The following is a 20,783-nucleotide window of genomic DNA, read 5'->3' on the forward strand; positions in this document are numbered from 1 at the left end:
TCCTCAGCCGACGAGCATCGGTTCGGCCGTGAAGGCCGTCCGGCAGGCGCGCGCGTATCCGGACAGGTCACTGTCGAGCTCGCCGAGGTCGAAGCCGGCCGCCGACAACTGGGCGGCCAGCCGGCGCCGGGCACCGGCCTGGGGCTCGGCGGCGACGGTGGCCGCGATGGTGGCGATGACGCGTCCGGGGCGGCGCGGGACCGCACCGACCGGATCGGCGGCCGGATCCAGCGGCTGCTCTCCGTCCGGCGCGACCGTGTCGAAGTCGATGGCCTGTTCGTCGATGAAACCGGTCGAGGTGCCGTATCGCGGTGCGGGCGAGGTGAATTGCACACCGAGCAGTTGATCCGCGACCAGGTGGCCGTCACCGGAGGGTAGCCGCCCCGGGGAGCCGGCGCCCCACAATTCCGCCGACACCGCCGCCGTTCGCCGCGACCGCGACCATTCGCCGAGGTCCCGGTTCGCTCCGTCGAGGGTGAGCGAGACCCGGTGTGTGCTGGTCACGCCACGCCATCTCGTCGGCCGCAGATCGAGGGTGTCACCGGCCTCGGCCGGGCTCGTGGCGGTGCCGAGGTAGACCTCGGTGATCGGGACGGTGGTGTCGGTGTCGAAGGTGAACCCGCCGGCCGACACCTCCCAGAAGCCTTCTCCCCCAGGGGTTGCCGGAGGTTTGTCCACGAGCAGTCCGGCCTGCGGAAGCACGCGTACGTTGGTGCCCGCGGGCGGCAGCATGGCGGAGAACCCGTCCCAGTCCAGCTCGTTGCTCACCCTCGAAGGTCCGCTGCCGAAGCCGATGGTGAACGAGACGAACCACAGCTTCACCTTCGCCTCGCCACCGGTCGGCGGCCCCCAGACCGTCAGTCCCACACCGACTTCCACGGTGATCGTGATACGGACGAAGATGATCTTCACCGATGCGGACACCCCGATCGACGTCCGCACCCCCACCTCGAAGTGGAACGGTTTCCACTGCACCAGCGCGTCCACCCGGGCGGTGCACCACGCCCGCACCACCCCGGAGTGGAACCGCACATCCAGTGCGCCGCCGGCCATCGCCGCGCCGGGCGTGATCGCCAGGTACGCCTTCCCGGATACGGTGACCGAGCCGGTCAGATCCCAATCGAACCCGACCCGCGGAACCACCGGATAACGTTCCGGCGCAGCATAATTCGGATGGTATCCGCCGACAGTGTAGACGAAGTCACCGGCGTGCGGGCTGTTGCCGAACCAGGCGCGGAACGCCACGCCGCCCTGCAACCGGCAGTTCGGGTCGAGCACGAACGAATCCGGGCCGAGCACCATCACGAAACCCAGCTCGCCCTGCGCCGGTTTGAACACGGCCTGCAGATCCGCGGCCACCCGTGCGTATTTGCGGCCACCGCCCGACGGGAACTCCGCGGCGGCGCTGCCCAGCACCGCGACCGTGAACTCGTCACCGGTCTGCACCACGGCCATGGCCCGCCCCGAGATCAGCTCCGCCAGCCGGAAACCGAACCCGCCCGCCACCCACAACTCGTCGGCGCGGGGGCCGACCCAGGGGTTCGGGCCCGAGGTGAGGTTGCGCAGCACGGCGATCGGATCCCCGTCGCCCGCACCGATGGCCCCCGGATCGTCGAGGGCCTGCAGGAACGGGAAGCCCGCCACCTCCTCGACCTCGGGAATCCGGAGCCGGCTGTTCCACCCGAACCCCGCCGATACGCCGGTCAGCCGCAGTGCCGGGATTCCGATGCCCGGGTCACCGCCGATCCCCGCGTATCCGAAGAACGACGGCTGCGCCGCACCGGACTGCGGCACCACGTACGCGCCCATGCCGGTGCCGTAAATACCGGACCTCGCCCCCTGGAACGAGAACATCAGCACCCCGCCGATGACCTTCGCGTACGGCGCGGATGCGGGCAGCAGCCCCAGTTCGCCGCCGATCTGCAGCGGGCTGTAGTCGAACGCGAGGCTGGCGACCGCCCCGTCCTCGCCGAGGGTCAGTCCGAACCGCCCGTTACCCCGCTCGGACACCGACCGCGTACCGGCCGGCATCGCGAAGCCATCCGCGGTGGCCACCGCGCGGATGGGCCGGAATGCGGCACCGGATCGGCGAACGCTCTTCGCGGGCAACGGTTTCCGTCGGCCGATCCCGTCGGTGCGGGACGGATCGGGCGGTGCCGGGCAGCGCGAGCCCGCCAGCGACAGCAGAACCCGGCGCGCGGACCGCACCGGCGCCGGCAGCAACCAGGAACCCGGCGGCAGCTCCCGCGCGAACGGATCCGGCAACAGTGCGCGAGCGCCGGCCACCGGCATCCCCAGCTCCTCCGCGAGCCGATCGACCGGCAGGGCGGTATCGGCGCAGAGCACCTGCCAGCCGTCCGCGCGGACGGTGAGTATCCGAATGCCGTTCTCGCGCAGCCGTATCGACAGCCCCGGCCCCTCCCCCAGCACCGTCGAACCCTCGTGATCACCGAGGCGCAGCGTCAGATCGTGCACCGACTCGCAGGGCAGCGGCGGCAACTCGAATCCGGCACACCGCGCCAGCAGTTGCGCGCACGCACCCGGGGCGGGCAAGCCCACCTCGAGCTCGACGACCGCGACATCGCGCTCCCCGTCCCACCGCGCCGTGGCCGGGACATCCGCGAACGGCACCCGGGCGGTACCACCGTTCCCGTCGCAACCGGCGGCGAATTGCAGTACACCATCGGGAAACAGCGCACACAGTCCGTCACCGAATCCGAAAACGCCGACCGGAATTTCGGCAGACGCACCACCCGAATCGTCGAGAATTTTTCGTAACGATCGCACACGAACTGCCACAGCGCCCCTCCTCCAGGACATCCCACCGACAGCGCGAATGGGACCCACTCACCTCGGAAAGTACGGTCGACCACCGTGAATGCCATCAGGCTACGCGACCCGGCGCATCTCCGCCGGAAATCGAGCAGAGAGCCTCGTTCTCGACGAGATGAGCAGTGCGACATCAGGTTTCGGAGAAGCCGATTTTCGTGTTCATATGCCACATTTCCGGATTGATCGATATTCCGGAGAGCCGTTATTTCGGACCGACGTCCAGTTTTGGACCGTTGTGCGAGAGCCCGAATTCACCGGGACTCCGCCAGGATATCGACTCGTGGCGCGTGCCCGACCGGCGGGGTGCGAAACCTGAACCGCTCATGCGACGCTCGCGTCCTCGGATCGGTGAGCAGCGCGGTGGTCCTCATGTCCGGACAGCAGCATCGCGGTCGACGGACCGGTCCAGCCGGCGCGACCCGCGCTCCGACTGGAGGTGGATCGCCGTACGGACCAGATCGGCGATGGCCTTGGATCTGCTGTCCGCCGGCCAGGCGATGACGGTGGTGACGGGCGGTGCGTCCGGTACCGGCACGATGGCGTGATCGTCGCGTAGCCGGGCTCGGAGCGACTCGGGCATGATCGCGCAGGCCCGGCCGAGCGTGATCAGCTGGGTCAACTGGGTGTGGTCGCGCACCTGCGGGCCGGGACCGGGCGGATAACTTCCGTCCCGTCGGGGCCAGCGCGGCAGGGGCAGGTCCGGCAGGGCGTTGACCTCGGCCATCGACACGTGGGGCCGGTCGGCGAGGGGGTGTCCCGCGGGCAGGACCACGATCTGCTGTTCGGTGTGCAGGTCTTCGGTGTCGAATCCGGCGGTCGTGTCGTAGGGCCGATGGAGCAGGGCAACGTCGGCACTTCCGTTGCGCAGCAGGGTTTCCGGTTCGCCGGGCCCGCACAGCACCACCTCGACCGCGACGGCGCAGGGGTCGGCGGCGTAGGCGTCCAGCAGCTTCGACAACAGGTCGCTCGACGCTCCCGCTTTGGTGGCCAGCACCAGACCGGGCCGATCGGCGGCGGCGCGGCGGGTGCGGCGCTCGGCGGCTTCGACCGCGTCGAGCGCGATCCGGGCCTCCCGCAGCAGCACCGACCCGGCCTCGGTCAGCGTGATCGCGCGCGTAGTGCGGTGCAGCAGAACGACTCCCAGCCGCCGTTCCAGCTGCTGGATCGCCCGCGACAGCGGTGGTTGCGCCATCGCGAGCCGTTGTGCCGCCCGCCCGAAGTGCAGCTCCTCGGCGACGGCGACGAAGTATCGCAACTCCCGAGTCTCCACCGGGTCATCGTATCCGGCGCTCACCACGACCGATACCCGTGCGGTATCGCCGTGCACCCGATCGGTCCTGGCAGCCGTACCCGAGCCGGCACCATGATCGACGGCATGAGTGATCGGACGATCGCGCTGGTGACCGGCGCGAACAAGGGAATCGGATACGAGATCGCAGCGGGCCTGGGCGCCCTCGGCTGGCAAGTCGGGGTGGGTGCGCGGGATCGGCGACGCCGCGAGATCGCGGTGGAGAAGCTGCGCGCGGCCGGGACCGACGCGTTCGGCGTGCCGCTCGACGTGGACGACGACGCGAGTGTCGCCGCCGCGGCCGAACTGATCGCCGACCACGCCGGCGGGCTCGACGTGCTGGTCAACAATGCCGCGATCACCGGCGATATGCCGCAGACACCCACCACGATCGATCCCGCGACCGTGCGAACTGTCGTGGAAACCAACGTGATCGGCGTCATCCGGGTCACCGACGCGATGCTCCCCATGCTGCGCGGCTCGGCCGCACCGCGAATCGTCAACATGTCCAGCAGCGTGGCCTCGCTCGCCCTGCAAACCACCCCCGGCGTCGACATGGGCCCGATTCCCACCGCGTACTCGGCGTCGAAGACCTTCCTCAACGCCGTCACCATCCACTACGCCGAGGAATTGCGCGACACCGGCATCCTGATCAACTGCGGCTGCCCCGGTTTCACCGCCACCGACCTCAACGGCTTCCGCGGCGTCCGCACTCCGCAACAGGGAGCGGCGATCGCGATCCACCTCGCGACCCTGCCCGGCGACGGACCGACCGGCGGATTCTTCAACGACGCCGGACCAGTGCCCTGGTGACGGGCACACCCGCGGAGCCCTTCTCAATCGGCGCCGCCGCGAAGTCCGGTACAGCCCAGCGGTAGCTGGAGATGTCGCCGGCGAATTTCGTTCACCATCTCCTCGTAGCCCTCACGGGCCTCGCCAAGGTGGAACCAGGCCTGGTGCCGCGTCTCGCTGTCGGCGGCATGCAGCACCGTCCACCATGCTTCGGCGTACAGTTTCGCCAATCGGCTGATCACCTCACCGAGCGTATGGGTGTGCTTGCGAGCGCTTTTCATACGGGGTAAATTGCACGCCGCCCAGACATCGATTTCACCGACAGCGCGATCGATGGCCACACGAATTTGCTCTCCGGCGGGATATGTCTGCGCCATATTTTTGTTCAGTCGCAACGGAATGAGTTCGGCATGCATATCGCCGAGCTCTCGGGCCCACCCGTCCAGAGGAGACGCGCTCGAGCCGCGGCCCGCGATTGCCCGGAATAGATGCGCGGGTTCCGGCAAGGGCAATGCCTCGGCCGTGGAATACGGGTGGTCCGGTTGATCGCTCGCCGGTCCGGCCCCTTCAGATGTATCGGTCATCCACAATGCGGACGCCCCCTGTGCGCCATCGAATACACGAATAATTCCGTACCGCGCAGCCGTCCGGGCCGTACCGTCGGCGGCGATATCGAGATCGCCGCACCGACGGTGGGCCCATCCTGCTCGTGCCTGCACGTCACACGACACAATTAAAGTGGTGGAGTGCCGTTGCCGGGATGTTCATGCACACCCGAACTCGGCCGATCGGATGTGTGAATCCACCCCGTCGGCGGGGATCCCGAAACGACGCGCCGCACCGAGCGAACCGGGATCGTCGGAGCGGCCGACCGGCCGGGCCCGCGTACCGGCCGATCGGTGGTCTACCTGGACCGACCCGGCCGCGATCGAGGTAGCGTGAATCGGCATTTTCGCGCGGGACGCTGCAGGTGGGCCGGCGGCTCGGAGTCGAAACCGAGGTGGGCGACGAGGATCACGACCGCTGTCACGAGTGTCGGCGCGAGCGGCGCGTAGGGGTGCGCGTGGTCGAGCATCCAGGCTCCGAAGAATGCGCCGACGATCATGCCCACGATGCTTCCGACCAGGCGCTGGACGGCCGCTGCGGTGAGCGTCTCGGTCATCACGCCGCTCACCAGGGTGATGTACGTTGCCGTGGCGGCAGTTGTCGCATTGCCCGGCGTGTGCAGCGATCGGATGACGTTCGCCTGCATACCCATTGCCGTCGCGTTGAGCCCGACCATGGCGAAGGTCGCCGCGTCGGACCGTGATGTCGTCGTCCACACGACGAGAAATCCGATATCCAGGATCATTCCGACCGCGAGCGCAATCGTCGCGCCGGGCGGCCACAGCACGCGTTGTTCCGCGACCTCCGGTTCGGTGCCGGAGTCCGGCAGAATCGGCAGCGTTGCCGCTGCACCCGTCGCGAATGCGGCCAGCGAGACGACCACGCTCACCGGATTCGGTCCCTCCGGCGGGCCGGTTCCCGTCAGGCTCACTCCGAGGAATACGAAGTTTCCCGTCTGGAATCCGGTGAACACCTTGAAGGAGAGGAAACACAGCACCTCGAAGACGCCTGCCGAGAAGAACAGCGCCACCAGGAGCCCGTTCCGGGCAGCCGTTCGGGTCACGGCATGATCAGCGGCTTGTCCCTGCGCATCGCGGCGACAGTGGCTCGATCGAGGTTGAGGGTGGCCGCCACGACTTGTTGCGGAGTCAGGCCCAACCACTGGTTGGCCGACACGTCGGCGAAATGATCGCTGCGGAACACCTCGAGCATCTGCACCGGCCCGTCGCCCACGTTCTCGAAGAAATGGCCCATGTTGCACGGAACGTAGCCGACATCGCCCGCGAAATAGTCGAAAGTTCGCGCTCTGCCGCCCGACGCGAACACTGTCATCCGCGCGTGGCCCTTCAGCCAGTATTGCCACTCGTCGTTGTTGGGATGCCAATGCATTTCACGCAGTGCGCCGGGCCGGAGCTCGACGAACGCGGCGGCGATCGTCGAAGCGGCACGTCACCGGGGAAGATGTAGCGCGTGTGCTCGATCTCGCCCGCGTCCGGAATGTCGGCGAAGGCCGACTCCGGCACGCCGAAATTCTTCGCCAGCACATGCCGGGGTGTGTGGGCGAACCAGTCGGTGACCAGGAAGGTCTCGTTCTCCGAGAAATTTCCGTCGTCGAATACCAGCAGGAATTCGCAGTCCTCCAACGCCTGGATCGAATGCGGAAAACCGGACCTGAAGTTCCACAGGTCGCCACGGCCGATGTCATCGATGAAGTTGCGGCCCTCCGGATCGATGACGGCGATGCGCGCGCTGCCGGCCAGCATGATTGCCCACTCGGCCTCGTTGTGCGAATGCAGTTCGCGGTAGGCGCCCGCCTTCAGCCGCATATTGACACCCGCCAATGTCGTCGAGATCGGCAGTTCACGGACCGTTATCTCCCGTGCCCACCCGCCGTTCAGCAAGCGATTGTGCGCCGCGGAATAGGGAAACTTCAGGTTCGGGACAGTTCCGGAATCGGTTGGCGGAGCCCCCGGGTTCTGCCGCCCGATCGGCACATTATCGGGCCCCAATGTAGTCGCGCCGATGTCGCCACGAACAGTCGGCACCATCGTTTGCCCATCGATCTTTTCCTGTGTCGTCATCGGTAGTCCTCAGGTAGTGCAAAACTGCAACAACGTGGGCCGAGCCCACTCGAGGTGAAGGAGTGATAGACCTCGACGCGCCGGTACGCGAGATTTCTTTCCCGGGTCGGCCGTCGAAAGCCCGCCGTCGAATCAACCGATCTACTCGACCGGGTGCGGAGGTCCGCGGCCGAAACAGCCTGCGGGACACCGCCCCCGGCGAACGCGATACCGGGCGCAGGATTGCGTGAATGCAGGTTTGGTCAAATCAGTCACCAACCTTCGTTGGATACGACGTTCGACAACCACCCGTACCGACCTTCGCACCCACATTATAGTGACGGCCGACTCGGCCCCAGCAGATAAACTCGGGCACTCAGGCCCGGGGGTGGATGCCGTCGAGAACGGTGTCGATGACATCGTCGACGAAGGTGGTGTCCAGGGTTCCGTGGCCGTGCAGCATTCGGTGGTAGATCGGGCCGTACAGGAGGTCGAGGACCACCTCGGTCCGGGTGCGGGGCGAGATCTCGCCGCGGGCGATGGCCTGTTGCAGGATCAGCCGGCCGTGTTCGCGGCGGTGTTCGACGAATCGGGAGCGGTATTCGAGCGCGAAGGCCGGGGTGCTGAGCACTTCGGCGAGCAGCCCGGCGACCACCGGTCCGTAGGGGCGACCGGATATGAGGATCACCCACGGTAGCAACATGTTTCGCAGATCCTCGCGCAGCGGGCCGACGGGCTCGGCGGGTGCGCCGGTGTCCCATTCCCGGTACAGCGCGTCCATGGCGAGCGCTTCCTTGCTCGGCCACCAGCGGTAGATGGTGGCCTTGCTGACCCCGGCCGCCGCGGCGACCGCGTCCATACTCATCATCGCCGGACCGCGGTCGACCAGCAGTCGCGCGGCGGCGTCCAGGATGGCGACGTGCGCTCGCTCGTCGCGCGGACGGCCACGGCGCGCGGGCACCGGTTTCGGTGTCATCGGCGGCCACCGGCGGCGGTGCGGGCCGTGGCCGCGAGTTCGGCGAGGTCGTCGGTGGTCAGTTCCAGATCCGCGGCCGGGAGGATCGCGGCGATCTGGGCGGGATGGCGGAATCCGATGGTCGCGGCATCGATCGCCGGATCGGCCAGTACCCAGGCGACCGCGACGGCCCCCGGTGCGACGCGGTGCCGGTCGGCCACGCGGCGGGTCCGCGCCGCCGTGTCCAGATGCCCGGACAGGGCGGGCTCGCGGAACCAGGACCGCCGGTCGGCGGCGGGTAGCCGCGCGATCCGCTGCCTGGTCATGGCCCCGGTCAGCAGGCCGGAAGCCAGGGGTGTGCAGGCGATGACGCCGATACCGGCCCGCTCGGCGTGGGGCAGGACCGTGGTCGCGGCGGCGCGGTCGACCAGCGAGTAGGCCGGCCGCAGCGTTTCGACCGGTGCGATCGCGGAGATCCGATCCAGTTGCGCGCCATCGAAATTCGACACACCGATATGCCGGACCAAGCCCTGGTCCTTCAGCTCGGCGAGCGCGGCCCACCCCGCCTCGATCTCGGAATCCGGTTTCGGCCAATGGATCTGGTAGAGATCCAGCGCACCGGCCCCGAGTCGGTCCAGGCTGGCCTCCGCGTCGCGTAGCACCCGGTCCCGGGTGAGGCGGTGCCGCACCCGGCCGGTGCCGTTGTCCGGCAGCGAGCATTTGGTGAACAGGTACGGGCGACAGCCTCTGCCGCGCAACGTCTTCCCGATCAGCGATTCGGATCGCCCGCCGCCGTACGCGGCCGCGGTGTCGATCCAGTTGATGCCGCACTCCAGCGCGTACTCGATCGTGGCGATGGATCGGGCATCGTCCTGTGGTCCCCCGCCGGATCCCCGGCCGCCACCGATGGCCCACCCGCCGAAGCCGACGCGGGTGATCCGCATTCCGGTGGATCCCAGGGATGTGGTGGTCAGTTCTGTCGTGATCATGGCACCTCTCGATTCCTCGGTACCCTCGCTAACAAAACTGTACTCTCAGTTTCGTTAAGAATCCGTATGGACCGCGATACGGATCGAGGTATGTGATATTCACCTGGATGTGATCGGAATCACCGACTCGCCTCATGGGCCGTCGATATCGGAAACCGGAAGTTCAGTAATCGGAGGACCACGCTCCGCATGACCATGAACCGGATTCGCTCCGGACTGCCCGGCCCGGTGCCGCGATCCCGGAACCCTCGCGGTGACCGGCGAGGAAGATGGGAGTCGTGCCCGATATCTCCGCATCCACCGATGACGTCGAACCTCCCGAGCGGGAGGACTATTGGCATCACACACTGGGCGATACGTTCGCATCGGTGAATCTGGAGGGGTGGAACAGTTCTCCGGAGCCGGCGGCACGGTTGGCGGGAACGGTCCGGGGGCGGTTGCTGTTCGCCGAGTTGACCGCGACCCCGCACGTGCATCGGCGGACCGTGCGTTGTATCCGGCAGTCGGATGCGGCGTTCTTCCAGATCGCCGTTCTCACAGCCGGTGCTGCGTCGTTGGCGCAGGCCGGTCGGGTCGCCGAACTGACACCCGGCGATTTCGTCGTCTACGACAATTCGCGGCCGTTCACGTGGACGTTCACCGAGCCGTGGTCGGTGTCGGTGCTCTCGGTTCCGTCGGAGGCGGTGCGGCTCAGCGATACCGAGCGCAGCGCGGTGAGCGGCCGCGTGTTGTCGGGCCGGCGTGGATTGTCCGGTGTGGTCGGCAGATTCGTGCTCGACCTGATCCGGCACGGCGCGGAGCTGGCGGAGTCCCAGTCCGAGGAGGTGCTCGCCCGCACCACCGATCTGGCGCTGTGCCTGCTGGCCGAACCCGGCGGGACTCGGCACGCGGATGCGACGCAGCGCAGCCTGATGGCGCGCATCGAAGCCCAGATCGACTCGCGCCTACGGGATCCGGGGCTCGGTCCTGCCGAAATTGCTGCGGCAGTGAATATTTCGACTCGATACCTGCACAAGCTGTTCCGAGCGGAGAACGAGTCGGTCGCACGGTATATTCGCCGCCGTCGCCTGGCGGGTGTGCGCGAGGAGTTGCTCGATCATCGGCTCGCTCATCTGAGTATCGCGACCCTGGCACACCGCTGGGGATTCGGTGACATCAGTGGCTTCAACCGGGCATTCCGCGCCACCTACGGGGTCAGCCCCGGTGAGATGCGACGCGGTCATCCGGACGGGAGCTTCCACCGGGCCGTGTGACCGGTGCCGGAGATGTCGCGATGCGCTGTCGTCCGCGACCTGTGCGTCGTCGTCCGCGTCCGGACGGCTCGTGTTCGCCGACGATGTGACCGGCAGTATCGGTGCGCAATCCCGCCACCCTGCCGATGAGGGAGGTCGTCATGAGCAAACCGACGGTAGTGCTGGTGCACGGTGGATTCGTCGACGGAGCTGGATGGCGCGCCGTATACGACGAGCTCACCCGGGACGGTTTCAGCGTGCGCGTGGTGCAGAACTCGACCCGGTCGCTCACCGAGGACGCCGCCGCGACCCGGCAGATCCTCGACGACATCGACGGTGACGCGGTGCTGGTGGGGCACTCCTACGGCGGTGCGGTCATCACCGAGGCCGGCACCCACCCCACGGTGAAGGCCCTCGTGTACGTCACCGCCTTCGCACCGGATACCGGCGAATCGGTGAACCAGTTGATCGGATCCTTCCCGCAGGACGGTCCGCAGCCCCCGATCCTGCCGCCCGACGACGGCTACCTGTTCCTGGATCGGTCGCAGTTCCACAACTCCTTCGCCGGCGATCTGTCCGCGGCGGACGCCGCGTTCCTGGCCGACTCCCAGGTCCCGTGGGGACTGGACGCACTCGGCGGCACGATCGGCGAGGCCGCCTGGCGGACGAGGCCGAGTTGGTACCTGCGGGTCACCGAGGACAGGATGATCCCGCCCTCGGCCCAGGCCTCGATGGCCGACAGGATCGGCGCGAAGGTCACCGAGACGCCGGGCAGCCACGCCATCTACGTCTCGCGGCCCGAGGTGGTCGCAGGCCTCATCCGCACCGCCGCCGAGGCGGTCTAGGCCCCGTGGCGGCCGTGTAGCCGATCAGGGGACGGCACCGGGCTCGGCGGGTCGTCGCCCGCCGAACCTCCGGAAATTCGTTGCCGCTCACTTGATTTCGGTGAGCACGCTTCCCGGGGTGACGGCGGCGCCGACCTCCACGGACAAGCCGGTCACCACACCCGCCTTGTGCGCGTTGATCGGATTCTCCATCTTCATGGCCTCGAGGACCGCGATCAGATCACTGGCGGCCACCGAATCGCCCTCCGCCACGGCTACTTTCACCACCGTGCCCTGCATCGGCGCGGTCACCGCGTCACCGGAGGCGGCGCCGGCACCGGCGCCCGGACGCTTGCGCGGCTTCTTCCGTGCCGGCGCGGCGGCCTCGCCCGACGACTTGGTCCCCAGCGAGAACCGTTCCGGCAGTGACACTTCCACTCGCCGACCGGCGACCTCGACCACCACGGTCTGCCGGGTCTGCTCCACGTCGTCGATCGGCTCGATCTCGGTGTGCGGCGGGATCGGGTTCACCCAATCCGTTTCGATCCACCGGGTGTACACCTCGAACGACGTACCGTCCCCGAGGAAGGCCGGATTCGTGACGATGTGCCGATGGAACGGCAATACCGTTGCCAATCCCTCGATCTCGTATTCCGCCAGCGCGCGGCGGGACCGCTGCAACGCCTGTTCGCGGGTCTCGCCCCACACGATCAGCTTCGCCAGCATCGAGTCGAACCGGCCGCTGATCACATCGCCCTCGGCCACACCGGAATCCACGCGGACGCCGGGGCCCGACGGCTCCCGGTACACGCGCACCGGGCCGGGTGCGGGCAGGAAGTTCCGGCCGGCGTCCTCGCCGTTGATGCGGAATTCGAAGGCGTGCCCGCGCGGGGCCGGATCCTCGGTGATCTCCAGCTTCTCGCCGTTCGCGATGCGGAACTGCTGCCGCACCAGGTCCAGGCCGGCGGTCTCCTCCGTCACCGGGTGTTCCACCTGGAGGCGGGTGTTCACCTCCAGGAACGACACCGTCTCGCCCTGGACCAGGTATTCGACCGTACCGGCGCCGTAGTATCCGGCCTCCCGGCAGATTCGCTTCGCCGACTCGTGGATCTTCGCCCGGACCGCGTCCGACAGGAACGGCGCGGGGGCCTCCTCCACCAGTTTCTGGAAGCGGCGTTGCAGCGAGCAGTCCCGTGTGCCGACCACGATCACGGTGCCGTGCCGGTCGGCCAGTACCTGGGCTTCCACGTGCCGGGCCCGGTCGAGGTACTGCTCGACGAAACATTCGCCACGGCCGAAGGCCGCCGTCGCTTCCCTTGTCGCCGAGTCGAACAGCTCGGGGATCTCCTCGATGGTGTGGGCCACCTTCATGCCCCGGCCACCACCGCCGAACGCCGCCTTGATCGCCACCGGGACACCGTGGGTCTCGGCGAACGCGATCACCTCCGCGGCGTCGCGCACCGGATCCTTCGTTCCGGCCGCCATCGGCGCGCCCGCTCGCGCGGCGATGTGCCGGGCGGTGACCTTGTCGCCGAGGTCCCGGATCGACTGTGGTGACGGGCCGATCCAGATCAGGCCCGCGTCCAGGACCGCCTGGGCGAAATCGGCGTTCTCCGAGAGGAATCCGTAGCCGGGATGGACCGCGTCGGCTCCGGAGCGGGCCGCCGCGTCCAGGATCTTGTCGAACGTCAGGTACGACTCGGCCGCGGTCTGCCCGCCGAGGGCGAACGCCTCGTCGGCCAGCCGTACGAAGCGCGCGTCCGCGTCCGGCTCCGCGTAGACCGCGACGCTCGCGATACCGGCGTCGCGGGCGGCCCGGATCACCCGTACCGCGATCTCACCCCGATTCGCGATGAGAACCTTGGTGATTCGCCCACTCACGCCGCGGCCCAGCTGTGCGAGGCGACGAAGGCGATGCGGCGTTCCCGGCGCAGCCAGCGGACCGGGGCGGGCTGGTCGCCGGCGGTGTCGGCGGGCCGGGCCGCGACCGCCGCGAGGGCGATCAGCACCGCGGCCAGTTCGAGGTCGTCGGGGTTGCCCCGCTCGATCCGTACGATGGGTTCGTTCATGACTGTCTCGCTCGAATTCTGTTGGCGGATAGAATTACTGAGGCGGATTCCCGTGCTTGCGCATGGGCAGGTCGGCATGTTTGGTGCGCAGCATCGCCAGCGAGCGGATCAGCACCCGGCGGGTGTCGGCGGGGTCGATCACATCGTCGATGAGGCCGCGCTCGGCGGCGTAGTACGGATGGATCAGTTCGCTGCGGTATTGCTTGATCTTCAACTGCCGCATGGCTTCCGGATCGTCGGCGGCGTTGATCTCACGCTTGAAGATCACGTTGGCCGCACCCTCGGGACCCATCACCGCGATCTCGTTGCTCGGCCAGGCCAGCGCCAGATCCGCGCCGATCGAGCGGGAGTCCATCACGATGTAGGCGCCGCCGTAGGATTTGCGCAGCACCACCGAGACGCGCGGCACGGTCGCATTGCAGTAGGCGTACAACAGTTTCGCGCCGTGGCGGATGATGCCGCCGTGCTCCTGCGCGACACCGGGCAGGAAGCCCGGCACGTCGATCAGGGTGACCAGCGGGATGTTGAACGCGTCGCAGGTCTGCACGAAGCGAGCCGCCTTCTCCGAGGCGGTGATGTCGAGTACGCCCGCGAGCATGCTGGGCTGGTTGGCGACGATGCCGACGACCTGCCCGTCGAGGCGGGCCAGCCCGCACACCACATTCGTGGCCCAGTGCTCGTGCACCTCGAAGAGTTCACCGTCGTCGACGATCTCCTCGATGACCGAACGCATCGGGTACGGACGGTTCCCGTCGACGGGAACCAGGTCGTACAGCTTCTCGCTGCGACGGTCCGCCGGATCGGCGCTCGGCGCGGCGGGCGGCTGTTCCCGGTTGTTGGACGGCAGCAGCGACAGCAGGTGCCGCACGTCGTGCAGGCAGCTCGGTTCGTCGTCGTAGGTGAAGTGGGTGACGCCCGTGTCGCGCGAGTGCACATCCGCGCCGCCGAGGCCGTTCATGGTCACCTGTTCGCCGGTGACCGCCGCCACCACGTCCGGGCCGGTGATGAAGATCTGCGCGGTCTCGCGCACCATGAACACGAAATCGGTGAGCGCCGGGCTGTAGGCGGCGCCACCGGCACACGGGCCGAGGATCACGCTGATCTGCGGGATCACCCCGGACGCGCGGGTGTTGCGGGCGAAGATGCCGCCGAAGCCGGCGAGCGCGCCGACCCCCTCCTGGATCCGCGCGCCGGCGCCGTCGTACAGGCCGACCAGCGGCGCGCCGGCGGACAGGGCCAGATCCATGATCTTGTGGATCTTCTGCGCGTGCGCCTCGCCGAGCGCGCCGCCGAGGATCCGGAAGTCCTGGGCGAAGACGAAGACCGTGCGGCCCTCGACCGTGCCCCAGCCGGTCACCACGCCGTCGGTGTAGGCGCGGCGCTGCTCGAGCCCGAATCCGGTGGCGAGATGCCGCCGCAGGCCCTCGATCTCCTGGAACGAGCCCGGATCCAGCAGCAGATCGATCCGTTCCCGGGCGGTGAGTTTGCCCTTGTCGTGCTGGCGCTGGGTGGCGGCCGGATCCGGCCCCTCCAGCACCGCGAGTTTGATCTTGCCGAGCTCCTCGACGCGGTCCCGCATCACGATCCTCTCTGTCGCGCCGCGGCTCACAGGTCCAGGACCAGCCGCGGCGAGCGGGCCCGTGACACGCACAGCATCATGGTGTGCCCGGCCGCCCGTTCCTCGTCGTTCAGTACCGAGTCGCGGTGATCCACCTCGCCGTCGAGCACGGTGGTCTCGCAACTCCCGCAGGTCCCCTCCTCGCACGAGGACGGCACGTCCACGCCGGCCCGTTGCAGGGCCGACAGCACCGACTGCCCGGCGGCCACCTGGACCACCGTGCCGGCGTAGCGCAGTTCCACCTCGAAGGCGCCGTTCGCGGCCGGGTCGGCGACGACGTCGGCCGGCTGGAAGCGCTCGAGGTGCAGCGATCCGGTACCGCGGGCCCGCTGCTGCCGTTCGGCGGCCTGCAGCAACGGTTCCGGGCCGCAGCAGTAGATCGCGGCGTCGTCGGAACCGAAGACCTCGGGCAGCGGGATCAGGCCGCACCGGTCCTGCGGATACAGTCGCACCCGGTCGCCGTGGCCGGTCAGTTCGTCGGCGAACGCCATCCCGGCCCGGGTGCGGCCGCCGTAGTGCAGGGTCCACGGCGCGCCCGCCGCCGCCACCGCGGCGATCATGGGCAGCAGCGGGGTGATCCCGATCCCACCCGCGACGAACCGATACCGCGGAGCGTCGATGAGCGGAAAGTTGTTGCGCGGCATACCGACTCGCAGCCGGGACGCCGTCGTCACCTCGTCGTGCAGATATCGCGAGCCACCGCGGCCGGCGGGCTCGCGCAGCACGGCGATGCGCCACTGCCGGCGATCGCCGGGATCGCCGCACAGCGAATACTGCCGGGTCCGGCCGCCGGGTAGATGCAGATCGATATGGGCTCCGGGACCCCACTGCGGGAGCTCCTCGCCGGATTCGGCGGCCAGCACGAACGAGCGCACCTCGTCGGTCTCGGCCACGACACGAACCACGTGCAGGTCGGTCTCGGAACGCGGGCTCACTGGGGGCACGATTTTGCCTCTTTCGAATTTCCACCGGCCGCGTCGATTTCCCGCGCTGGAATACGCCGCCGAATCGAAGGCTACCGGCCACCGGCGAATCGGCCGATGCTCGTTCGGCAACCCGGTGAGCGGCGATCGGATCTGCCTATGGGCGCGTTTTACACTGTCAGACAAAGGAATACTGCGTAACGTGACGCAAACTCCGTTCTTCGACCGCGCGTTCGCAGCGTTCGCCCGGTTCGCCACCGAAAACCCCGACTACGACAAGCTCCGGGAAATCGCCAACGAGTCGGTGCCGTTCGCGGTCCACTCGGGCGTGCGCACCACGGAACTCGACAACGACCACGCGGTCACCGAGATCCCGGCGGATTCCCGCCTGGACAACCACGTCAAGACCGTCCACGCCGCCGCGCTCTACCTCGCCGCGGACGTCGCCTGCGCGGTGGCCTTCGTCGGCGCCGCGGCCCCGCAGATCGATCAGGTCGAGTGGATGGTGGTGCGCGACGCGCGTTCCGCGTATTTCAAGCCGGCCGTCGGCCGCATCCGCGCGGTCGGCACGATCGACGAGCGGGCCATCCGGGCCATCCTCGGCCGCACCGAGCAGCGCCGGTTCGATGTCGACGGCAAGGCGATGCTCTACGACGACAACGACGTCCTGGTGGGCAAGGTCTCCTTCGACTACGTCACCCAATTCGCCGCGCTCCCTGCCGAATCCGCCTGAGACCGAGGAGAGCCATGTCCACTTCCAGCGATACCGCGGTGCCGGAGGGCGGGCGCAAGCTCGACTTCACCGGCCTCGAGGCGCTGCCGGTCACGGTCGCCGCGTCCGCGGCGAGCGCGGCGGCCTCGTTCGTCGTGCGGGTGCTGCCGGCCGCGGATCCGGCCGCTCCGGTGGTGCTGATGCTCCCGGCGATCGCGATGAAGGCCAAGTTCTACCTGCCGATGCTCGCGGCCCTGCAGCAGGAGGGCCTGTCGGCGGCGTCGGTCGACCTGCGGGCCCAGGGCGAGAGCCTGCCGGCCCTCGGCGAGGCGCCGAACTACGGCTACCGGCAGCTGATCGAGACGGATCTGCCGGCGATCGTCGCGGCGGTGCGGGAGCGTTTCCCGCAGGCGCCGCTGTATCTGTTCGGGCACAGCCTCGGCGGCCAGCTGGCGCTGCTGTACTCGGCGTCCGTGCCGGGTGAGCTCGCCGGTGTGATCACGATGGCGACCGGCAGCGTGTTCTGGCGGTCGTTCCCGTGGCAGCGGTGGCCGATCGTACTGCTCGGCAGCCAGTACGTGCACGCCGTCTCCCTGCTGCGCGGGCACTGGGCCGGCGGCAAGTTGATGGCCGGGCCGATGGCCGGCGGCGTCATGGTCGACTGGTCGCGGCACGCGACGACCGGACGGTACCGGCCGCGCGGCTCCCGGCTGAACTACGACCGGCTGCTGCGGGACAATCCGGTGCGGGTGCTGATGCTGTCGCTGGATTCCGATCCGCTGGGCCCGAAGCCGACCGTGGACTTCCTCGCGGCGCGGCTGCGCGCGGCGGCGGTCACCCGCCGGCATCTCGACGCGAATTCCGGTGTGCGCAACCTCAACCACTTCACCTGGGTGAAGGACGGCCCGGTGCTGAGCGAGCTGATCGCGGACTGGATCAACGAATCACGTTGAATCGCAGACCCTTTCCGTCCGAACACGAATGAGCCCTCGCCGCAATCTATTTCGCGGCGAGGGCTGCTCCGTATCCCGGGTACCGCGGGCGCCCGGCAGCGCCCGCGGTGCTCACGGTGTCACCAGGTGTCCGCTCCCACGCCGCGCAGTTCGATGGCGACGTCGAGCAGTTCGTAGATCCGCATCCGCGGCTTCCAGACGCTCGCGTCCCCGATCACCCGGACCCGGCCGGGACGCCGCTCGACGCTCTTGATGTGGACCTCGAGCGACATCTCCTTCTCGTCGGCGAGGATCTGCCCGCGATACCGCCAGGACATCGGCACACCGACCGGCAGCACGAATTCCGGCGCCACCAGTTCCGCCGCCAGCCCGGCGTCCACCGCCCATTCCTGCATGGCCTGGATCACCGCCTCCACCCCGAGCGATCCGGGCATCACCGGATCCAGGTGGAAGTGGTAACCGAAGAACCAGTCGTCCGGCTGGACCGGACGCGCGGCCCGGAGGTAGCCCAGGCCGAAATTCCCCGCGCCGTCGACGATCTCGATCTCGTCGAGCATGGCCAGATGTCCGGTCGCGCACCGCATACCGGTGCCCGCCGCCCGGCGCGCGGCCACGTCGATGACGCGCACGGCGGGCCGGCTCGGCTGAGCGTCCAGCCACGCCGGGACGAATTCGCCGTTGTCCAGACCGTTCTGGTTCGCCAGCGCGCGAGCGTTGAAGAATCCGAACAGCGATTCGCCCGAGTAGAACGGTTCGCCGTCGACCGAGAGTTCGTAGGAGAACGTCTGCAGCACCGCGCCCACCAGGACGGTGGTGTTGAGCAGTGTGCTGGTCTGCTGAATCGTCTTGTCCCGCAGGTCGACCTCGCGCAGCACGGTGGCCGTGCCGTCGAGATTGCGCAGGCTGTAGTCCTCCTGCGGCGCGGTCAGGGTGGCGCCGAGGAAGTAGCCGAGCAACAGTGCCGACTGCAGCGAGGTCTCCATGTACACCACATTGGGCATGGAGGCGTTGGCGGATTCGGCGTAGTACCACGAGTCGGCGGGCGAATCGTATTCGGTGTGCCCGGTGCCGCCGGTCAGCTTCCCGCGCCGACCGTCGACGGCCATCACCCGATCACACAGTTGCAGACCGTGATTGGGCATACGGGTCGCGCGACGGCCCGCGTACCGGGTGAACTCCGGGCCGAGCGCGATGTCGAGATCACCGCGCGCGCTGTGCGTCATGTGGAACTCACCCAGCAGCGCACGATCGCCGAAGCTGTTGCGGCGACCGAAGAATCGCGGGATCACGCCGCCGGCCTCGGGCCCGACCGGCAGGCCGGGCGCCTCCCGGATCTCCAGCGCGAGGGCGCGCACGCGCGCCACCACCACCGCGCCGCGGCGGAATTCGGCATCGATGCGCAGCCGGGGCCGCGGAATCAGGTCGATGCGAACCACTTCGGCGACCACCTCGACCGGTCCGGCACTCGCCGTGAGCAGATCCGCCTCGAGCGGTGTGCCGCTGTGGAATCGCGCGTCCGCCAGGCACAGCTGGAGGCCGACCTGCATCGCGAACACCTGCGCGGTCTGCCAGGCGATCTCGACGACGGCGGCGACGAGATCCGGGCCGTCGATCCGCCCGGCCGCCCGCAGCCGCCCGCGCCGCCACGCGCCGGCGTGCCTGGCGATGTCCAGCACCTCGATGAGCGTGCCGTGCGCACCCTCGGTCAGCCGGACCGCGGGGTTGACCCCCTCCTGATCGTAGGCGGAGCCGAAGACGGCCGCGATCTCACCGCGGGCCAGCGCCGCGAGCGCGCGGCCGTCCAGTGCGGTGACCGGGGTCCGCGCGAGCGCCTTGAAGGCGCTCATGCTCGTCGCGGGCTGCGGCGAGTCGATCACCACATCCCGGCCGGGCGTGGCGGTGACCGTGAGACCGGTCTCCGGCGCGTAGTCGAGTGTGACGGTGTACGCCTGCTCGGCCACGATCTCCGGCGCGGACCGCGCGTACGCGGACCCGGATCCGGCGGCCGAGGCGTGCTGCGCGGGGCCGAACCCGGCGGCCGAAGCCTGGTGCGCGGACCCGAACCCGACAGCCGAGGCGTGCTGCGCGGGCCCGGACCCGGACCCGGCAGCCGGGGCGTGCTGCGCGGACCCGGACCCGACGGCCGGGGCCTGGTGCGCGGGCCTGGACCCGACAGCCGGAATCTCGTACGCCGAGCGGCCCGCGCCGACCGGCGCGGGCCGGCCGAGTGCGTTCAACGCCTGCCGCTGCAACGCCGTCTGTACGGCCATCGCGGACAGATGTGCGGAGACCAGTTCGGCCCGGAAGTCTTGCAGCAGTTGGGAAACCGGGTCACCGCCGCGCGGGCCGGTGGTCCGGCCCGCGGAGACGGCGGCCTGCCGGGTGGGTACCGGCCGCGAGGCGGACGCCGCCCACTCGGCCGGGACGGACCCGGCCGCGCCGGACCCGGCCACTGCGGACCCGGCCACTGCCGATCCAGCCAATCCCGAACCGGCCGTTGCGGATCCAGCCGCGGCAGACCCGCCCAGTCCCGCACCAGCCGCGGCAGACCCGGCCGATCCCGCACCAGGCGCTGCCGATCCAGCCAATCCCGAACGAATCGCTCCGGATCCAGCCGCTACCGATCCAGCCTGGGTCGATCCGGCCGCTGCCGATCCGCTCAGTGCCGATCCAGCCTGGGTCGATCCGGCCAGTCCCGCACCAGCCGCAGTCGATCCGGCCACGGCAGACCCGGCAACCGCCGATCCTGCCGGGGCGGACCCGGCCGATGCCGATCCCGCCGCGGCCGATCCAGCCGGTGCGTACCCGGCCGGGGCGTACCCACCCGGAACCGCGCCGGGTACAGCCGACGCCGGGCCGGCCGGAGCCGCAGCGCCCGGGTGGGCCACCGGCCGTGCCGGTTCCGTCACGATCCCCCATTCGAGGGCGTC

18 protein-coding genes are annotated in these 20,783 nt (G+C 69.0%); 5 read left to right on the plus strand and 13 right to left on the minus strand.

Annotated elements, in window-relative coordinates; genetic code table 11:
- Positions 1-3 precede the first annotated feature (3 nt).
- Together G361_RS0112410 and G361_RS43390 are read right to left on the minus strand one after the other, a co-directional pair.
- Positions 4-2,799, minus strand: a complete 2,796-nt coding sequence (locus tag G361_RS0112410) for a DUF6603 domain-containing protein (RefSeq protein ID WP_019927403.1) — start codon at positions 2,797-2,799, stop codon at positions 4-6.
- Between the two features lie 400 nt (positions 2,800-3,199).
- Entirely contained in the window at positions 3,200-4,102 is a 903-nt protein-coding gene (locus G361_RS43390; protein WP_081635504.1) for a LysR family transcriptional regulator, read from the minus strand.
- A gap of 105 nt (positions 4,103-4,207) precedes the next feature.
- On the opposite strand from G361_RS43390, the gene G361_RS0112420 reads away from it, so the two are divergent.
- Complete coding sequence (locus G361_RS0112420; protein ID WP_026342964.1) at positions 4,208-4,933, plus strand: SDR family NAD(P)-dependent oxidoreductase; 726 nt, start codon at positions 4,208-4,210, stop codon at positions 4,931-4,933.
- Positions 4,934-4,956: 23 nt separating this feature from the next.
- Here G361_RS0112420 and G361_RS49365 read toward each other — a convergent pair whose 3' ends face one another.
- From G361_RS49365 to G361_RS0112445, 6 genes are all read right to left on the minus strand, one after another.
- Entirely contained in the window at positions 4,957-5,496 is a 540-nt protein-coding gene (locus tag G361_RS49365) for a hypothetical protein (protein WP_155981424.1), read from the minus strand.
- Positions 5,497-5,816: 320 nt separating this feature from the next.
- The gene (locus G361_RS0112430) at positions 5,817-6,581 is read right to left on the minus strand and encodes a YoaK family protein (RefSeq protein ID WP_196814470.1); all 765 of its coding nucleotides are present in this window, start codon (positions 6,579-6,581) and stop codon (positions 5,817-5,819) included.
- Positions 6,578-6,907, minus strand: a complete 330-nt coding sequence (locus tag G361_RS51600; RefSeq protein WP_304412507.1) for a cupin domain-containing protein — start codon at positions 6,905-6,907, stop codon at positions 6,578-6,580. The genes G361_RS0112430 and G361_RS51600 overlap by 4 nt, the downstream gene beginning before the upstream one ends.
- On the minus strand, positions 6,865-7,599 hold the full coding sequence (locus G361_RS43395; RefSeq protein WP_304412508.1) for a cupin domain-containing protein: 735 nt from the start codon (positions 7,597-7,599) through the stop codon (positions 6,865-6,867). Before G361_RS43395 ends, G361_RS51600 begins: the two co-directional genes overlap by 43 nt.
- Before the next feature lie 355 nt (positions 7,600-7,954).
- Positions 7,955-8,554 (minus strand): TetR/AcrR family transcriptional regulator, encoded by a 600-nt coding sequence (locus tag G361_RS43400; RefSeq protein ID WP_019927409.1) that lies wholly within the window; start codon positions 8,552-8,554, stop codon positions 7,955-7,957.
- Complete coding sequence (locus tag G361_RS0112445; protein WP_019927410.1) at positions 8,551-9,522, minus strand: aldo/keto reductase; 972 nt, start codon at positions 9,520-9,522, stop codon at positions 8,551-8,553. Before G361_RS0112445 ends, G361_RS43400 begins: the two co-directional genes overlap by 4 nt.
- Positions 9,523-9,800: 278 nt before the next feature.
- On the opposite strand from G361_RS0112445, the gene G361_RS0112450 reads away from it, so the two are divergent.
- Both G361_RS0112450 and G361_RS0112455 read left to right on the plus strand, forming a co-directional pair.
- Entirely contained in the window at positions 9,801-10,775 is a 975-nt protein-coding gene (locus G361_RS0112450; RefSeq protein WP_019927411.1) for a helix-turn-helix domain-containing protein, read from the plus strand.
- A gap of 140 nt (positions 10,776-10,915) precedes the next feature.
- Positions 10,916-11,599 (plus strand): alpha/beta fold hydrolase, encoded by a 684-nt coding sequence (locus G361_RS0112455; protein ID WP_036495004.1) that lies wholly within the window; start codon positions 10,916-10,918, stop codon positions 11,597-11,599.
- An 87-nt stretch (positions 11,600-11,686) separates the two neighbouring features.
- Here the strand turns inward: G361_RS0112455 and G361_RS0112460 are convergent, their stop codons facing one another.
- Genes G361_RS0112460 through G361_RS0112475 form a run of 4 tightly spaced genes read right to left on the minus strand, consistent with a single transcriptional unit; the run spans position 11,687 to position 16,200 of the window.
- Positions 11,687-13,459, minus strand: a complete 1,773-nt coding sequence (locus tag G361_RS0112460; protein WP_019927413.1) for an acetyl/propionyl/methylcrotonyl-CoA carboxylase subunit alpha — start codon at positions 13,457-13,459, stop codon at positions 11,687-11,689.
- Entirely contained in the window at positions 13,456-13,647 is a 192-nt protein-coding gene (locus G361_RS0112465) for an acyl-CoA carboxylase epsilon subunit (protein WP_019927414.1), read from the minus strand. The genes G361_RS0112460 and G361_RS0112465 overlap by 4 nt, the downstream gene beginning before the upstream one ends.
- 34 nt (positions 13,648-13,681) lie before the next feature.
- A complete protein-coding gene (locus G361_RS0112470) occupies positions 13,682-15,226 on the minus strand; it encodes an acyl-CoA carboxylase subunit beta (protein WP_019927415.1) in 1,545 nt (514 codons plus the stop codon).
- A 26-nt stretch (positions 15,227-15,252) separates the two neighbouring features.
- Positions 15,253-16,200 carry a PDR/VanB family oxidoreductase gene (locus G361_RS0112475; RefSeq protein ID WP_019927416.1) on the minus strand — a complete coding sequence of 316 codons (948 nt, stop codon included), beginning with the start codon at positions 16,198-16,200 and terminating at the stop codon, positions 15,253-15,255.
- Positions 16,201-16,390: 190 nt separating this feature from the next.
- On the opposite strand from G361_RS0112475, the gene G361_RS0112480 reads away from it, so the two are divergent.
- A complete protein-coding gene (locus G361_RS0112480) occupies positions 16,391-16,921 on the plus strand; it encodes a PaaI family thioesterase (protein ID WP_019927417.1) in 531 nt (176 codons plus the stop codon).
- Positions 16,922-16,935: 14 nt separating this feature from the next.
- The gene (locus G361_RS0112485) at positions 16,936-17,853 is read left to right on the plus strand and encodes an alpha/beta fold hydrolase (protein ID WP_019927418.1); all 918 of its coding nucleotides are present in this window, start codon (positions 16,936-16,938) and stop codon (positions 17,851-17,853) included.
- A gap of 119 nt (positions 17,854-17,972) precedes the next feature.
- Here the strand turns inward: G361_RS0112485 and G361_RS43405 are convergent, their stop codons facing one another.
- A complete protein-coding gene (locus G361_RS43405; RefSeq protein WP_155981425.1) occupies positions 17,973-20,321 on the minus strand; it encodes a beta-hydroxydecanoyl-ACP dehydratase in 2,349 nt (782 codons plus the stop codon).
- Positions 20,322-20,783 lie beyond the last annotated feature (462 nt).

The organism is Nocardia sp. BMG111209, from assembly GCF_000381925.1.
In the GTDB taxonomy this organism is placed as follows: Bacteria; Actinomycetota; Actinomycetes; order Mycobacteriales; family Mycobacteriaceae; genus Nocardia.

Bases quoted from the DNA above. Each gene is read 5' to 3' on its own strand.
- G361_RS43395 (WP_304412508.1), bottom strand. From the start codon at position 7,599: ATGACGACACAGGAAAAGATCGATGGGCAAACGATGGTGCCGACTGTT.
- G361_RS0112455 (WP_036495004.1), top strand. From the start codon at position 10,916: ATGAGCAAACCGACGGTAGTGCTGGTGCACGGTGGATTCGTCGACGGA.
- G361_RS0112465 (WP_019927414.1), bottom strand. From the start codon at position 13,647: ATGAACGAACCCATCGTACGGATCGAGCGGGGCAACCCCGACGACCTC.
- G361_RS43400 (WP_019927409.1), bottom strand. From the start codon at position 8,554: ATGACACCGAAACCGGTGCCCGCGCGCCGTGGCCGTCCGCGCGACGAG.
- G361_RS0112470 (WP_019927415.1), bottom strand. From the start codon at position 15,226: ATGCGGGACCGCGTCGAGGAGCTCGGCAAGATCAAACTCGCGGTGCTG.
- G361_RS51600 (WP_304412507.1), bottom strand. From the start codon at position 6,907: ATGCATTGGCATCCCAACAACGACGAGTGGCAATACTGGCTGAAGGGC.
- G361_RS0112485 (WP_019927418.1), top strand. From the start codon at position 16,936: ATGTCCACTTCCAGCGATACCGCGGTGCCGGAGGGCGGGCGCAAGCTC.
- G361_RS0112445 (WP_019927410.1), bottom strand. From the start codon at position 9,522: ATGATCACGACAGAACTGACCACCACATCCCTGGGATCCACCGGAATG.
- G361_RS0112420 (WP_026342964.1), top strand. From the start codon at position 4,208: ATGAGTGATCGGACGATCGCGCTGGTGACCGGCGCGAACAAGGGAATC.
- G361_RS49365 (WP_155981424.1), bottom strand. From the start codon at position 5,496: ATGACCGATACATCTGAAGGGGCCGGACCGGCGAGCGATCAACCGGAC.